The organism is Pseudomonas sp. UFMG81, assembly GCF_015354575.1.
Taxonomy (GTDB): domain Bacteria; phylum Pseudomonadota; class Gammaproteobacteria; order Pseudomonadales; family Pseudomonadaceae; genus Aquipseudomonas.
This window is the reverse complement of sequence record NZ_JACAFQ010000033.1, coordinates 41,417-56,548: the sequence shown is the minus strand read 5'-3', so window position 1 is coordinate 56,548 and position 15,132 is coordinate 41,417. Positions and strand designations below refer to the sequence as shown.

Sequence of the window (15,132 nt, the reverse complement as noted above, 5' to 3'; positions counted from 1 at the left end):
ACCCCGAACCCGACCCCGAACCCGAACCCGAACCCGAACCCGAACCCGAACCCGAACCCGAACCCGAACCCTTGCCCCCACCCCCACAAAACGCTATCGTCCCCCAACCCCAAATTCATCCGATGACTGGACGTAACCCCCAGTGCCCCCGCTAACCAAACGCTCCCTGGTAGAACAAGCCGTAGACCACCTCCGCGCCCGTATCGCCACCGGCACCTGGTCAGTAGGCCAGCGCCTCCCCACGGAACCGGAGCTGGCCACCGACCTGGGCATCAGCCGCAACACCGTACGTGAAGCCATGCGCGTACTGGCCTTCAGCGGCCTGGTGGAAATCCGCCAGGGCGATGGCAGCTACCTGCGTACCGCCCAGGACCCCCTGCAAGCCGTGCAGGCCATGTCCCATTGCACCGTCGAACACGCCCGCGAAACCCGCCACATCCTCGAAGCCGAAGCCATCGGCCTGGCCGCGCTGCGCCACACCGAGCAGGACCTGCGGGAATTGCGCGAAGCCCTGCAACGCAGCGCCGAACACTTCCATGGCGATGTGCATACCTACGTCGCCTGCGACATCCGCTTCCATCAACGCCTGGTGGACGCCGCCCACAACCCCGCGCTCAGCGAGCTGTACCGCTACTTCTCCGGCGTGGCAGGTGCCGCCCTGCAGCACAACATGACCGCTACGCCACGCTGCCAGGCCGTGTTCGACCTGCATGGCCAGATCCTCGACGCCCTCGAGCAACGCGATCCGGAGCGGGCCAAAGCCCTGAGCCGCACCCTGATCGAATCCTGACGGACCCCACCATGGTTGACCACGTGACACGCGAAACCCCGCCACGCGAGGCCGAACTCGACGAACTGCTGATCGACGCCGAGGCCGACGACGAACAAGTCCAGCAGCAGTCCGTGCAATTGCATCGCCCCTGGCTGTTGTTGCTGGGCCTGGTGCTGGTGGCACTGAACCTGCGCCCGGCGCTGTCGAGCATGGCACCCGTGCTCGGCCAGGTCAGCGACGGGCTTGGGCTCAACGCCTCGCAGGCTGGGCTGCTGACCACCCTGCCGGTACTGTGCCTGGGCTTGTTCGCGCCGTTGGCGCCGATCCTCGCCCGGCGCTTCGGCAGCGAGCGGGTGATCCTCGGCATTCTCCTGACCCTGGCACTGGGCATCCTCGTGCGCAGTACCCTCGGGGCCGCCGGGGTGTTCCTCGGCAGCCTGATGGCAGGCGCAAGCATCGGCATCATTGGTGTGCTGCTGCCAGGTATCGTCAAGCGCGACTTCCCGCAGCACGCCGGCACCCTGACCGGCGTCTACACCATGGCCTTGTGCCTGGGCGCGGCCATGGCCGCCGGGGCCACCGTGCCACTGAGCCAGCACTTCGACGGCAGCTGGGCGCTGGGCCTGGGCTTCTGGCTGCTGCCCGCGCTGCTGGCGATGCTGGTATGGCTGCCCCAGGCCCGCCAGGGCCACGGCCTGCACAAGATCGCCTACCGCGTGCACGGGCTGTGGCGTGACCCGCTGGCGTGGCAAGTGACCCTGTACATGGGCCTGCAATCGTCGCTGGCCTATATCGTCTTCGGCTGGCTGCCGTCGATGCTCATCGGGCGCGGCCTGAGCCCTACCGAGGCTGGGTTGGTGCTGTCCGGCTCGGTCATCGTGCAACTCATCAGCTCGCTGACCGCGCCGTGGCTGGCCACCCGCGGCAAGGACCAGCGCCTGGCCATCGTGGTGGTGATGCTGGTGACCCTGGCCGGGTTGTTCGGCTGCCTGTACGCGCCTATCGATGGGCTGTGGGGCTGGGCGGTGGTGCTGGGCCTGGGTCAGGGCGGTACCTTCGCCCTGGCGCTCACGCTGATCGTGCTGCGCTCAAGCGACGCCCACGTTGCCGCCAACCTGTCGAGCATGGCCCAGGGCGTGGGCTACACGCTGGCCTCCATGGGGCCGTTTGCCGTGGGTCTGGTGCATGACCTCACCGGTGGCTGGAACGCGGTGGGCTGGATCTTCGCGGTGCTGGGTGTGGGGGCGATCGTATTTGGGCTGGGCGCCGGGCGCGCACGGCATGTACAGGTGCGTAGCGAGCGGTTGTAGCCCCCCCGCCCGCGCTCATCATTCATGGCGCGAATGGGCATGGTGCCGGCGGCGCTCAGGCAGTATCTTGCGGGTTCCGTATTCGCGCAGGAGCACCCCATGAGCGACGCCAACAGCGCCCTGATCACCCGTTTCTACGAGGCCTTCCAGCGCCTCGACGCCGAGGCCATGGTGGCCTGCTACAGCGCCGATATCGTCTTCAGCGACCCGGTGTTCGGCACCCTGCGTGGTCAGGATGCCGGGGACATGTGGCGCATGCTCACCACCCGCGCCAAAGACTTCACCCTGAGCTTCGACAACGTGCGCAGCGACGCCGACAGCGGTGCCGCGCACTGGGTGGCGACCTACCTGTTCAGCCAGACCGGGCGCATTGTGATCAATGATATCCAGGCGCGGTTCGTGATTCGCGATGGCCTGATCTGCCAGCACGACGACCGCTTTGACCTGTGGCGCTGGGCGCGGCAGGCGCTGGGCATGCCGGGGCTGTTGCTGGGCTGGTCACCGATGCTGCAGAACAAGGTGCGCCAGCAGGCCTTCAAAGGCTTGCGTGCATTCCAGCAAGGGCGTTGAGCGGGTAAGCTGGCGACCAACCTCAGCCGTATCGAAGCCAGCCGTGAGCGACACACCCAGCCCCCTCGAATGCAAACCCTGGTACGTCTACCTGGTGCGCGCCGCCAATGGTTCGCTGTACTGCGGCATCAGCGACGATCCGCTGCGGCGGTTCATCAAGCACCAGAAGGGGCAGGGCGCACGCTATTTCAAGACCAGCCCGGCGCAGGCGCTGGTGTATATGGAGCAGTGGCCGGACAAGGGCGAGGCGCTGCGCCAGGAACGGCTGGTGAAGAAGTTGCGCAAGGCCGCGAAAGAGGCGCTGGTGGCCGCTTTCGCTTGTGAACACGAATGCTTGTAGGAGCCAGCCTTGCTGGCGAACCCGCATGCAAAGCCTCGCCAGCAAGGCTGGCTCCTACAGGTGATTGGGGGGCTGGTCAGTCCTTGCGTCGCTTGAGCTGGTCGACCAGCTGCGTCGGCAGGCCCTTGATCACCAGCGTCCCCGCTTCCTCGTCATACTCGATCTTCGAGCCCAGCAGGTGCGACTCGAAGCTGATCGACAGCCCTTCGGCGCGCCCGGTGAAGCGGCGGAACTGGTTGAGGGTGCGCTTGTCGGCGGGAATCTCCGGTGACAGCCCGTAGTCACTGTTGCGGATGTGATCGAAGAACGCCTCCGGGCGGTCCTCGTCGATCAGGCTCGACAGCTCTTCGAGCGCCATCGGCTCACCCATCTTGGTCTGGGAGGTAGCGTAGTCGACCAGGGTCTGGGTCTTTTCGCGGGCGGCCTCTTCCGGCAAGTCCTCTTTCTCGACGAAATCACTGAAGGCCTTGAGCAGGGTGCGGGTCTCGCCCGGGCCGTCGACGCCTTCCTGGCAGCCGATGAAGTCGCGGAAGTAATCCGATACCTTCTTGCCGTTCTTGCCCTTGATGAACGAAATGTACTGTTTCGAGTTCTGGTTGTTCTTCCACTCGGACAGGTTGACCCGCGCCGCCAGGTGCAACTGGCCCAGATCGAGGTGGCGCGAAGGGGTCACGTCGAGTTCGGCGTTCACCGCCACGCCTTCGCTGTGGTGCAAGAGGGCGATCGCCAGGTACTCGGTCATGCCCTGCTGGTAATGGGCGAACAGCACATGGCCACCGGTGGACAGGTTGGACTCTTCCATCAGCTTCTGCAGGTGCTCGACGGCGACGCGGCTGAAGGCGGCGAAGTCCTTTTCGTCATCCAGGTACTGCTTGAGCCAGCCGCTGAACGGGTAGGCGCCGGATTCGCCGTGGAACAAGCCCCAGGCCTTGCCTTGCTTGGCGTTGTAGCTGTCGTTGAGGTCGGCCAGCAGGTTTTCGATGGCGTCCGATGCAGCCAGTTCGCTGTCGCGCGCATGGAGCACGGCGGGGCTGCCATCGGGCTTCTTGTCGATCAGGTGAACGATGCAATGACGGATGGGCATGGAATTCTCTGTGGTGGGGCGGTTGGTGGCCGCGCTGCAAAAGGCGCTCAGTTTACCCCAGTGCGGGTGTGATGCAGTGGCCAGATGTTGGCGCAAATGGCGGTTGTTCGTTTTTTGTTCAAAATGGTGCGTTTTTTCCTTAAACCCCCGAAAAACCTGCACAAAATGAAGGTCGGTAGCGGATATTTATCAATTCCTGTGGTAGCTTTGCGCGGTCTTGCGCCCCTTGTGTGGCGCATTGCTGGCAGATCGCTTGCGCGGTGTCGAACCAAACGTCGATTTACGCATCTACATGCGCGTTCGACGCGGCCTCTGGATTGTCCCGGGCTGGCCCGACCACCGACCAAGCACGCTGCACAACCTCTGATTTGATAGGGAAGGAACACCACCATGGCACTGACCAAAGACCAACTGATTGCCGATATCGCTGAAGCCATCGACGCGCCGAAAACCACCGCGCGCAACGCCCTGGAGCAACTGGGCCAGATCGTCGCCGACCAACTGGAAAACGGCGCCGAAATCACCCTGCCAGGCATCGGCAAGCTGAAAGTCTCCGAGCGTCCTGCCCGTACCGGCCGCAACCCTTCGACTGGCGCTGCCATCGAAATCGCTGCCAAGAAAGTCGTCAAGTTCGTCCCGGCCAAGGCCCTGACCGACTCCATCAACAAGTAATTGTTGTTGCGTTGACGAAACCGCGCCCGGCTTGCCCGGGCGCGGTTTTTTTGTGCCTGCGTTCCAGCTGATCCGTTGCTGTGAACGTTGTGGGAGCGGGCTTGCCCCGCGATGGCGGTATCAAATTCGCCGTCGCTATCGCGGGGCAAGCCCGCTCCCACGAAGCCCTCAGCGCTTGGCCAGCCAGGCCTTGCGTGCCTCATCGTCGTGGAAGCTCCAGGCGACCATGCGGCTCTGCTTCTGCCCCTGGCCCATCTCCACGATGCGCAGGGCTTTCACTCCAGCCTTCTTCAGCGCAGCTTCAATGCCCGGCAGGTTGCTGGCCTTGGACACCAGGCTGGTGAACCAAAGCACCTGCGCCGCGTACTGCACGCTTTCGCTCACCAGCTGGCTGACGAAGCGAATCTCGCCGCCGTCGCACCACAGCTCGTTGTTCTGCCCACCGAAGTTCAGCACTGGTAGCTTGCGTTTCGGGTCCTGCTTGCCGAGGTTCTTCCACTTGCGCTGGCTGCCGCGCGTGGCTTCCTCGCGCGAGGCATGGAAGGGCGGGTTGCACAGGGTCAGGTCGAAGCGCTCGTCGGCCTGCAACAGGCCGCTGAGGATGTGCTTGGGCTCGGGCTGCTGGCGCAGGGTGATGGCCTTGTCCAGCGTGTTGGCCTGGACGATGGCCTTGGCCGAGGCCAGGGCGGTCTTGTCGATGTCCGAGCCGAGGAAGCGCCAGCGGTAGTCGCTGTGGCCCAGCAGCGGGTAGATGCAGTTGGCGCCTACGCCGATGTCCAGCGCACGCACGCTGGCCCCCCGGGGGATCTCGCCAGCGTTGTCCTCGGCCAGCAGGTCGGCCAGCACGTGGATGTAGTCGGCACGGCCGGGGATAGGCGGGCACAGGTAGTCGGCGGGGATGTCCCAGTGCTGGATACCGTATTGGGCCTTGAGCAGCGCGCGGTTGAACACCCGCACGGCCTCGGGGTTGGCGAAGTCGATGCTGGGTTTGCCGTAGGGGTTGGTGATGGTGAAGCGGGCCAGGTCCGGGTGGGCCTTGATCAGGGCTGGGAAGTCATAGCGGCCCTGGTGGCGGTTGCGAGGGTGCAGGGTGGGTTTATTCTGGGTCATGGTGAGTCCAGCCCTAGACGAGCGGTGTCATGTAGATCTTGGGGCTGCTATGCAGCCCTTTCGCGACACAAGGCCGCTCCTACAGGATTTCGGCGCCTTTGCATCCGGCGCCGTTACTGTAGGAGCGGCCTTGTGTCGCGAAAGGGCCGCATAGCGGCCCCAGCGGTCTTCCTAGTTGTTACAGCGCAGCGATGCGCGCGTGCTGCTCGGTGAAGTTGGCCAGGGCCTGTTCCGACTCGGCCAGCTTGGCACGTTCCTTCTCGATCACCGCAGGCGGGGCCTTGTCGACGAACGCGGCGTTGGACAGCTTGCCACCCACGCGCTGCACTTCGCCCTGCAAGCGCTGGATCTCCTTGCTCAGGCGTGCCAGTTCCGCGTCCTTGTCGATCAGGCCGGCCATTGGCACCAGGACTTGCAGGTCACCCACCAGCGCGGTGGCCGACAGCGGTGCTTCGTCCTGCTCGCCCAGTACGGTGAACGACTCGACCTTGGCCAGCTTCTTGAGCAGGGCTTCGTTCTCTTGCAGGCGACGCTGGTCGTCGGCGTTGGCGTTCTTGAGGAACAGCGGCAGCGGCTTGCCCGGGCCGATGTTCATCTCGGCGCGGATGTTGCGCAGGCCGACCATCAACTCCTTGAGCCATTCGATGTCGCCTTCGGCGGCGGCGTCGATGCGGCTTTCGTTCGCTTCAGGCCATGGTTGCAGCATGATGGTCTTGCCGTCGATGCCGGCCAGCGGCGCGATGCGCTGCCAGATTTCTTCGGTGATGAACGGCATGAACGGGTGGGCCAGGCGCAGCGCCACTTCCAGTACGCGTACCAGGGTGCGACGGGTGCCACGGGCGCGTTCGACCGGGGCGTTCTCGTCCCACAATACCGGCTTGGACAGCTCCAGGTACCAGTCGCAGTACTGGTTCCAGATGAACTCGTACAGGGCCTGGCTGGCCAGGTCGAAGCGGAACTGCTCGAGCTGGCGGGTCACTTCGGCTTCGGTGCGCTGCAACTGCGAGATGATCCAGCGGTCGGCCAGCGACAGCTCGTAGGCCTCGCCGTTCTGGCCGCAGTCCTCACCCTTGTCCAGCACGTAGCGGGCGGCGTTCCAGATCTTGTTGCAGAAGTTGCGGTAGCCCTCGACGCGGCCCATGTCGAACTTGATGTCGCGGCCGGTGGAGGCCAGCGAGCAGAAGGTGAAGCGCAGGGCGTCGGTGCCGTAGCTGGCGATGCCTTCCGGGAACTCGGCCTTGGTCTGCTTGGCGATCTTCTCGGCCAGCTTCGGTTGCATCATGCCGCTGGTGCGTTTTTCCAGCAGGGCGTCGAGGGTGATGCCGTCGACGATGTCCAGCGGGTCAAGCACGTTGCCCTTGGACTTGGACATCTTCTGGCCCTGGCCATCGCGCACCAGGCCGTGCACGTACACGGTCTTGAACGGTACCTGCGGGGTGCCGTCCTCGTTCTTGATCAGGTGCATGGTCAGCATGATCATGCGCGCAACCCAGAAGAAGATGATGTCGAAGCCCGTCACCAGCACATCGGTGCTGTGGAATTTCTTCAGGAACTCGGTCTGCTCCGGCCAGCCCAGGGTGGAGAAGGTCCACAGGCCCGAGCTGAACCAGGTGTCGAGCACGTCGTCGTCCTGGCGCAGTTTCACGTCGCTGCCCAGGTTGTGCTTGGCGCGCACTTCGGCTTCGTCGCGGCCGACGTAGACCTGGCCGGCTTCGTCGTACCAGGCCGGGATGCGGTGGCCCCACCACAGCTGGCGGCTGATGCACCAGTCCTGGATATCGCGCATCCAGGAGAAGTACATGTTCTCGTACTGTTTCGGCACGAACTGAATGCGCCCGTCTTCCACGGCGGCGATGGCGGGTTCGGCCAGCGGCTTGGTGGACACGTACCACTGGTCGGTCAACCACGGCTCGATGACGGTGCCGGAGCGGTCGCCTTTCGGGACTTTCAGCGCATGGTCGTCGATGCTGACCAGCAGGCCCTGGGCGTCGAGGTCGGCAACGATCTGTTTGCGCGCGACGAAGCGGTCGAGGCTGGCGTATTGGGCGGGCAGGCTGGTATCGATCTGCTCGTTGACGCTGCCGTCGAGGTTGAACGCCTGGGCACTGGCCAGCACCATCGCGTTCTTGTCGAAGATGTTCAGCAGCGGCAGGTTGTGGCGCTTGCCGACTTCGTAGTCGTTGAAGTCGTGGGCCGGGGTGATCTTCACGCAGCCGGTGCCGAATTCAGGGTCGCAGTAGTCGTCGGCGATGATCGGGATCAGGCGGCCGACCAGCGGCAGCTTGACGAACTTGCCGATCAGCGCCTGGTAGCGCTCGTCGTTCGGGTTGACGGCCACGGCGGCGTCACCCAGCAGGGTTTCCGGACGGGTGGTGGCAACCACCAGGTAGTCCTTGCCTTCGGCAGTCTTGGCGCCATCGGCCAGCGGGTAGCGCAGGTTCCACAGGTGGCCCTTCTCGTCGTGGTTTTCCACTTCGAGGTCGGAGATCGCCGTGTGCAGCTTGGTGTCCCAGTTGACCAGGCGCTTGCCGCGGTAGATCAGGCCGTCTTCGTGCAGGCGCACGAAGGCTTCCTTGACCGCGTCCGACAGGCCGTCGTCCATGGTGAAGCGCTCGCGGCTCCAGTCCACCGACGAGCCCAGGCGGCGGATCTGGCGGCTGATGTTGCCACCGGACTGATCCTTCCATTCCCAGACTTTTTCCAGGAACTTGTCGCGGCCCAGGTCGTGGCGGTTCTGGCCTTTGGCTTCGAGCTGGCGCTCGACCAGCATCTGGGTGGCGATACCGGCGTGGTCGGTGCCTGGCTGCCACAGGGTGTCGCGGCCCTGCATGCGGCGGAAGCGGATCAGGGCATCCATGATCGCGTTGTTGAAGCCATGGCCCATGTGCAGGCTGCCGGTGACGTTCGGCGGCGGGATCATGATGGTGTAGGACTCGCCTGCACCTTGTGGAGCGAAATAGTTCTCGGACTCCCAGGTGTTGTACCAGGAAGTTTCGATGGCGTGCGGCTGGTAGGTCTTGTCCATGCGCGGCGGGACCCTATGGCATTTGTTCAGGAAAGCCGGGCAGTATAACCAAGGTAGGGGGTTGAGGCGACAGGCGCTGGGGCTGCTTTGCAGCCCTTTCGCGACACAAGGCCGCTCCTACAGGAGATCACTATTCCCTGTAGGAGCGGCCTTGTGTCGCGAAAGGGCCGCATAGCGGCCCCAAAGGGTCACTCTGAACGCTTGAGCAAGCGCTCCAGGCGCGCATCGAGGCGGCGTTTGATCTCGGTCTCGATGTGCGGGGTGAAGTCGTTGATCACGTCCTGCATGATCAACTGCGCCGCGGCGCGCAGTTCGGCATCCAGGTGCAGCAGGGTGTCCTGGCGGCGGGCCTGGGCATCCTCTTGCGGGGCGGGTGCCGGGGCCGGCTCGGCGACCGGCGGCGGGCTGCCGGCGGGCTCTTCGAGCAACAGCGGGATCTGCTCCACCGTCTCGGTGAGCAGCGGCGGTTGCAGGTCGGCGTCACCCAACAGCTCGCGGATCGATTCGAGATCGTCGAGCAGGTGGGCGGAATGGGTGAGGGAGTTCAGCTGCTTGTCCATCGTCGTCAGAGTCGCTGTAAGCGGTGGTCTTGCAGAGCATAGCCCTGTTCACGGTAGAAACGGAATCGCTCGCGGGCGGCCAGGCGGATCGCCGGGTCTTCCACGACGATCTCGGCGACGCGCTCGAACTGTTTGACGAACCCGGGCACATCGCCGCCCAGGTTGATCAGCAGGTCACGATGCTCGCCGGCATCGCCGCCGATACCCAGCGCGACGCTGGCGTCGGCGTACCGTTCATGGTGGTCATGGGGCACGAAGGCCTCGCCCTTGAACCGCCACAACCGTTCATCCAGCTCATTGCGCTGCGCGTCGTCCTGGCAGTGCAGGTAAACCCGGTGGCCGAGGCGCCAGGCCTTCTCGCACAACTTGCAGGCGAAATCCAGCCGCGCCGACAGCGAGTCGGTGGGCAGGATGTAGAAATCGACTTTGCTCATGGTTCGCATCGCCGGCCAGTGGCGCCGCGGGGGCGCCACTGGCCGTGCGCCATCAGGCGCCGGCGCGGTCCAGCAGGTACTGGGTCAGCAGCGGGACCGGGCGGCCCGAGGCGCCCTTGTCCTTGCCGCCGCTGATCCAGGCGGTGCCGGCGATGTCCAGGTGCGCCCAGTCGTACGCTTTGGCGAAGCGCGACAGGAAGCAACCGGCCGTGATGGTGCCGGCTTTCGGGCCGCCGATGTTGGCGATGTCAGCGAACGGGCTGTCCAGCTGCTCCTGGTACTCGTCGAACAGCGGCAGTTGCCAGGCACGGTCGTCGGCACGCTTGCCGGCGTCCAGCAGTTGGCTGATCAGCTCGTCGTTGTTGCCCATCAGGCCCGAGGTGTGGCTGCCCAGGGCGACGATGCAGGCGCCGGTCAGGGTGGCGAGGTCGATCACCGCCTGGGGCTTGAAGCGCTCGGCATAGGTCAGTACATCGCACAGCACCAGGCGGCCTTCGGCGTCGGTGTTGAGGATTTCAACGGTCTGGCCGCTCATGGTGGTGACGATGTCGCCTGGGCGAGTAGCGCCGCCGCTGGGCATGTTCTCGGCGCAGGCCAGCAGGCACACCAGGTTGATCGGCAGTTGCAGTTCCAGCACCGCCTTGAGCGTACCGAACACGCTGGCGGCGCCGCACATGTCGTACTTCATCTCGTCCATGCCGGCGCCCGGCTTGAGGCTGATGCCACCGGTGTCGAAGGTGATGCCCTTGCCGACCAGCACGAACGGTTTTTCGCTCTTCTTGCCGCCTTGATAGTTCATGACGATCAGGCGCGGTGGCTGGTCGCTGCCCTGGCCCACGGCGTAGAACGCGCCCATGCCCAGGTCCTTGATCTTCTTCTCGTCCAGCACGTCGACCTTGAGGCCCTTGTTTGCCTTGCCCAGGTCCTTGGCCTGCTCGGCGAGGAAGCTTGGGTGGCAGATGTTGGGCGGCAGGTTACCCAGGTCGCGGGTGAAGGCCATGCCGTTGGCGATGGCGCTGGCATGCTTGACGGCGCGCTCGGCTTCGCCCTGGCCGGCCTTGTCGGTCAGCAGGGTGACTTTTTTCAGGGCGCGGGCTTCGGCCTTCTGGCTCTTGAAACGGTCGAAAACGTAGGTGCCGTCGAGCAGGGTTTCGGCCAGCAGGCGGTACTTGCCGTAGTGGCCATCGCGGCCGGTGACGGCGATATCGTCCAGGGCCAGCACCGCATCGCTGCCGCCCAGGCCCTTGAGTACACCGGCAACGCTGGCGACCAGCTTGCGCCAGGCGCGGTCGCCCAGGGCTTCGTCCTTGCCGCTGCCTACCAGCAACACGCGTTCGGCCTTGAGGTTGGGCAGGCTGTGCAGCAGCAGGGTCTGGCCTGGCTTGCCGGCCAGGTCGCCGCGCTTGAGCAGGGCGCTGATGGCACCCTCGGTGGCCTGGTCGACGGCCTTGGCGACAGCACCAAGCTTGCGGCCTTCACCGACCGGCACCACCAGGGTGGCGGTCTTGACGGATACTGCGGCTACGCTTTTTACAACCAGTTCCATGTGGGGTCCCCGAATGATCTGTGGGTTGGCGCGGCCTTGGCCGAGCGCTCGGAATACGGGGCTGACGGGGCAAAGCCTGCCAGCGGAAAAGCTGCCAGTTTGAGCCTGCCGCGACCTTGATGACAACCCCGAGATGAAGCGTCATGCGCGGCCAAGTGACAGGCGCCATCAATCACAGGATAATGCGCGCACTTTACATGGAGGTTCGCCTTGGCGAACCGGCAATGCCCTGGCTTTGCGAATCGTTCGTTTGGCTGTCCGCCCCTGACAACCCAGGAGTGTCTGGTTTGATCGTCTTTCGTTATCTGTCCCGCGAGGTCCTGGTGACCTTGAGCGCCGTCAGCGCCGTGCTGTTGGTGATCATCATGAGCGGGCGCTTCATCAAGTACCTGGCGCAGGCCGCCCAGGGCGTGCTCGACCCGAGCGTGCTGTTCATGATCATGGGCTTCCGTCTGCCGGGCTTTTTGCAACTGATCCTGCCGCTGGGGTTGTTCCTCGGCATCCTGCTCGCCTATGGCCGGCTCTATCTCGAAAGCGAGATGACCGTGCTCTCGGCCACCGGCATGAGCCAACAGCGCCTGCTGGCGATGACCATGGCCCCTGCGGCGCTGGTCGCCGTGCTGGTGGCCTGGCTGAGCCTGAGCCTGGCTCCGCTGGGGGTGGCCCAGGTGCAGAAGATCATCGCCCAACAGGACGCCCTGACCGAGTTCGACACCCTGGTGCCGGGGCGCTTCCAGACCCTGCGCGATGGCTCGCGGGTCACCTACACCGAGCAGTTGTCGGACGATCGCATCAACCTGGCCGGGGTGTTCATCTCCGAGAAGCGCTTCAACCAGGACAAGACCAAGGACCGCGCACCGTCGGTGCTGGTCGCCGAGAAGGGCCACCAGGAAGTGCAGGCCGACGGCAACCGCTATCTGGTGCTGCAGAATGGCTACCGTTACGACGGCAACCCCGGCCAGGCCGACTACCGCGCGATCAAGTACGACACCTACGGCGTGTTGCTGCCCAAGCCCGAGGTGGCCGAGGAAGTGACCGATCGTGAAGCGATCCCCACCTCGGTCCTGCTTGGCCACGAGGGCATCCCTCATCGCGCCGAACTGCAATGGCGCCTGTCGCTGCCGCTGCTGGTGTTCGTCGTGACCCTGCTGGCGGTGCCGCTGGCCCGGGTCAACCCGCGCCAGGGCCGCTTCCTCAAGCTGCTGCCGGCCATCCTCCTGTACATGGCTTATCTGACGATGCTGATTTCCGTTCGCGGCGCCCTGGAGAAGGGCAAACTGCCCATTTCGCTGGGTATCTGGTGGGTCCATGGCCTGTTCCTGCTGATCGGCCTGGGGCTGATGTACTGGGAGCCGCTACGTCTGAAGCGTGCCGCGCGTCGTGCGGAGGTGGCCCGTGGTTAAACTCGACGGCTACATCGGCAAGAGCGTATTGCTGGCAATTCTCGCCGTGCTGGGCATCATCCTCGGCCTGGCCTCGCTGTTCGCCTTCATCGACGAGATGAGCGACCTGAGCAACACCTACACGGTGACCGACGCCGGCATCTACGTGCTGTTGACCGCACCTCGGCGCCTCTACGACATGCTGCCGATGGCCGCGCTGATCGGCTGCCTGATCGGCCTGGGCAGCCTGGCCAGCAGCAGCGAGCTGACCATCATGCGCGCCGCCGGCGTATCCATCGGCCGCATCGTCTGGGCGGTGATGAAACCAATGCTGGTGCTGATGCTGGTCGGCCTGCTGATCGGCGAGTACGTGGCCCCGGTGACCGAGAACAAGGCCCAGGCCGACCGCTCCCTGGCACAGGGTGGTGGCGAGGCGCAGAGCTCCAAGCGCGGCATGTGGCACCGCCAGGGCGAAGAGTTCGTGCACATCAACTCGGTGCAGCCCAACGGCCTGCTGCTGGGCGTGACCCGCTACCGTTTCGATGATCAGCGCAAGATCCAGACATCGAGCTTCGCCCGCCGTGCGCAGTACGTCGACGGCAAGTGGATGCTCAGCGATGTCTCCACCACCTTCTTCCGCGGCGACCACACCGAAGTGGTCAAGGCCGAGCAGGAGGCCTGGGATGTCTCGGTGACCCCGGAGCTGCTCAACACCGTGGTGCTGGCGCCGGAGTCACTGTCGATCACCGGGCTGTGGGACTACATCCACTACCTGGCCGACCAGGGCCTGAACAACTCGCGTTACTGGCTGGCGTTCTGGACCAAGGTCCTGCAGCCGGTGGTGACCGCGGCGCTGGTGTTGATGGCGATCTCCTTCATCTTCGGCCCGCTGCGTTCGGTCACTCTTGGCCAGCGCGTGTTCACCGGTGTGCTGGTGGGCTTCGTGTTCCGCATCGCCGGTGACCTGCTGGGGCCATCGAGCCAGGTGTTCGGCTTCCCGCCGCTGCTGGCGGTGGTGATCCCGGCTGCGATCTGTGCGCTGGCGGGGCTGTGGTTGATGCGCCGAGCCGGGTGACGGTTAAGCGCATGAAAAAGCCGACCTCAGGGTCGGCTTTTTTGTGCGGATGAAACGCGGCAGCCTTGCTGTAGGAGCGGCCTTGTGTCGCGAAAGGGCTGCGGCAGCAGCCCCCAGCATTCTTTGCGGCCACAGATGGATCCTGGGGCCGCTGCGCAGCCCTTTCGCGACACAAGGCCGCTCCCACAGGGTAATCGCCAACCCAGGTTACTGTTTGCTGTTGCGCTTGGGCAGGCGCACCAGTTGGGTCTCGGAATAGATGTCGTGCCAGCTGCGCTTGCGCTTGTCGATCAACGACCAGACAAAACCCAGCCCCAGGCACAGCCAGGAAGCGATCGACACCACAAAACGCAACAACGCCTGCCAGAGGGTGATGGCGCTGCCATCGGCGTTCTGCACGCGCACGCCCCACACTTGCATGCCAAGGGTCTGGCCGCCATGGGTCCAGAACTTGGCGAAGAAACCGAACAGCGCGAACAGCAGGATCGTCGACAGCAGCGGGTCGCCGTCCAGCGCGCCGGCCTCTGTGAGTTCGCGCATGCGCACCTCGCCAATGATTGCCATCTGGATCATCTTGTAGGCGCCGGCGGTGACGATCAGCAACGCGGTGCACAGCAGGAAGTCATAGAACATCGCCGCCAGCCGGCGACCCAGGCCAACGGGCGGGAATTCACCCTGGGGTGAGAGCAGGGGCTTGGACATGCAGGACAGCTCCGAATGACGAAGCGGGTATTCTACGGGCAAAAAAAAGCCCCTGCACTTGGCAGGGGCTTTTTTGCCGACTTGGATCAGACAGGCTGAACCTTGTCTGCCTGCATGCCTTTCTGGCCCTGCACGGCTTCGAAGGTGACCTTCTGGCCTTCTTTCAGGCTCTTGAAGCCGTTGCCTTCGATGGCGCGGAAGTGCACGAACAGATCCGGACCGCTCTCAGGGGTGATGAAGCCGTAACCTTTCTCGTCATTGAACCACTTGACGGTACCGTTCTGACGCTCAGCCATTGTCTTATTTCCTATGAAACTTGAATTTTGATGACAGTTTCTTTCACATCGAAAGGGTGAAAGAGTACTGGGCTGGGTTGCAGGAAAGTAAGAGACGTCGAACGGGTTGTAGCAGATTGCGGCTACTGGCCCAGGTCACGAACTGTTGCGACCCATGCAAACACAGTGAAGTGACTCTACGCCAACTGCCGAGCGAAAAACAAGCCCTCGCAGCGGGGGAAAATCAGGCTTTTCTCAATTGCCTCGAGATTTCT

At 64.3% G+C, this 15,132-nt stretch carries 15 protein-coding genes; 7 read left to right on the top strand and 8 right to left on the bottom strand.

Features of this window, described 5'->3' with window-relative positions; all coding sequences use genetic code 11:
• Window positions 1-142: 142 nt before the first annotated feature.
• The 4 genes from IX761_RS21000 (at window position 143) to IX761_RS20985 (ending at window position 2,992) form a co-directional block, all read left to right on the top strand.
• A complete protein-coding gene (locus IX761_RS21000; RefSeq protein ID WP_194791429.1) occupies window positions 143-790 on the top strand; it encodes a FadR/GntR family transcriptional regulator in 648 nt (215 codons plus the stop codon).
• An 11-nt stretch (window positions 791-801) separates the two neighbouring features.
• Window positions 802-2,082, top strand: coding sequence for a CynX/NimT family MFS transporter (locus tag IX761_RS20995; RefSeq protein ID WP_194791428.1), 1,281 nt, complete (start codon window positions 802-804; stop codon window positions 2,080-2,082).
• A 99-nt stretch (window positions 2,083-2,181) separates the two neighbouring features.
• Window positions 2,182-2,652: a nuclear transport factor 2 family protein gene (locus IX761_RS20990; RefSeq protein WP_194791427.1), complete on the top strand. Its 471-nt coding sequence runs from the start codon at window positions 2,182-2,184 to the stop codon at window positions 2,650-2,652.
• Between the two features lie 43 nt (window positions 2,653-2,695).
• Window positions 2,696-2,992 carry a GIY-YIG nuclease family protein gene (locus IX761_RS20985; protein WP_194791426.1) on the top strand — a complete coding sequence of 99 codons (297 nt, stop codon included), beginning with the start codon at window positions 2,696-2,698 and terminating at the stop codon, window positions 2,990-2,992.
• Between the two features lie 76 nt (window positions 2,993-3,068).
• Here IX761_RS20985 and yejK read toward each other — a convergent pair whose 3' ends face one another.
• Entirely contained in the window at window positions 3,069-4,076 is a 1,008-nt protein-coding gene (gene yejK / locus IX761_RS20980) for a nucleoid-associated protein YejK (protein ID WP_194791425.1), read from the bottom strand.
• A 390-nt stretch (window positions 4,077-4,466) separates the two neighbouring features.
• On the opposite strand from yejK, the gene IX761_RS20975 reads away from it, so the two are divergent.
• Window positions 4,467-4,748 (top strand): HU family DNA-binding protein, encoded by a 282-nt coding sequence (locus IX761_RS20975; RefSeq protein WP_194791424.1) that lies wholly within the window; start codon window positions 4,467-4,469, stop codon window positions 4,746-4,748.
• Between the two features lie 168 nt (window positions 4,749-4,916).
• Here IX761_RS20975 and rlmF read toward each other — a convergent pair whose 3' ends face one another.
• The 5 genes from rlmF to IX761_RS20950 form a co-directional block, all read right to left on the bottom strand.
• Window positions 4,917-5,858 carry a 23S rRNA (adenine(1618)-N(6))-methyltransferase RlmF gene (rlmF, locus tag IX761_RS20970; protein ID WP_194791423.1) on the bottom strand — a complete coding sequence of 314 codons (942 nt, stop codon included), beginning with the start codon at window positions 5,856-5,858 and terminating at the stop codon, window positions 4,917-4,919.
• Between the two features lie 178 nt (window positions 5,859-6,036).
• Entirely contained in the window at window positions 6,037-8,883 is a 2,847-nt protein-coding gene (locus IX761_RS20965) for a valine--tRNA ligase (RefSeq protein WP_194791422.1), read from the bottom strand.
• A 188-nt stretch (window positions 8,884-9,071) separates the two neighbouring features.
• A complete protein-coding gene (locus IX761_RS20960) occupies window positions 9,072-9,443 on the bottom strand; it encodes a DNA polymerase III subunit chi (protein WP_194791421.1) in 372 nt (123 codons plus the stop codon).
• A 5-nt stretch (window positions 9,444-9,448) separates the two neighbouring features.
• Window positions 9,449-9,877 (bottom strand): DNA polymerase III subunit chi, encoded by a 429-nt coding sequence (locus IX761_RS20955; protein ID WP_194791420.1) that lies wholly within the window; start codon window positions 9,875-9,877, stop codon window positions 9,449-9,451.
• Window positions 9,878-9,929: 52 nt separating this feature from the next.
• Complete coding sequence (locus IX761_RS20950) at window positions 9,930-11,423, bottom strand: leucyl aminopeptidase (RefSeq protein WP_194791419.1); 1,494 nt, start codon at window positions 11,421-11,423, stop codon at window positions 9,930-9,932.
• Window positions 11,424-11,710: 287 nt separating this feature from the next.
• Between IX761_RS20950 and lptF the strand changes: the two genes are divergently transcribed.
• Together lptF and lptG are read left to right on the top strand one after the other, a co-directional pair.
• Complete coding sequence (gene lptF, locus IX761_RS20945; RefSeq protein ID WP_194791418.1) at window positions 11,711-12,826, top strand: LPS export ABC transporter permease LptF; 1,116 nt, start codon at window positions 11,711-11,713, stop codon at window positions 12,824-12,826.
• Window positions 12,819-13,880: an LPS export ABC transporter permease LptG gene (gene lptG / locus IX761_RS20940; protein ID WP_194791417.1), complete on the top strand. Its 1,062-nt coding sequence runs from the start codon at window positions 12,819-12,821 to the stop codon at window positions 13,878-13,880. The genes lptF and lptG overlap by 8 nt, the downstream gene beginning before the upstream one ends.
• A 207-nt stretch (window positions 13,881-14,087) precedes the next feature.
• Here the strand turns inward: lptG and IX761_RS20935 are convergent, their stop codons facing one another.
• Both IX761_RS20935 and IX761_RS20930 read right to left on the bottom strand, forming a co-directional pair.
• The gene (locus IX761_RS20935) at window positions 14,088-14,582 is read right to left on the bottom strand and encodes an RDD family protein (protein ID WP_194791416.1); all 495 of its coding nucleotides are present in this window, start codon (window positions 14,580-14,582) and stop codon (window positions 14,088-14,090) included.
• Between the two features lie 86 nt (window positions 14,583-14,668).
• Window positions 14,669-14,878, bottom strand: a complete 210-nt coding sequence (locus IX761_RS20930) for a cold-shock protein (protein WP_016392187.1) — start codon at window positions 14,876-14,878, stop codon at window positions 14,669-14,671.
• Between the last annotated feature and the right edge of the window lie 254 nt (window positions 14,879-15,132).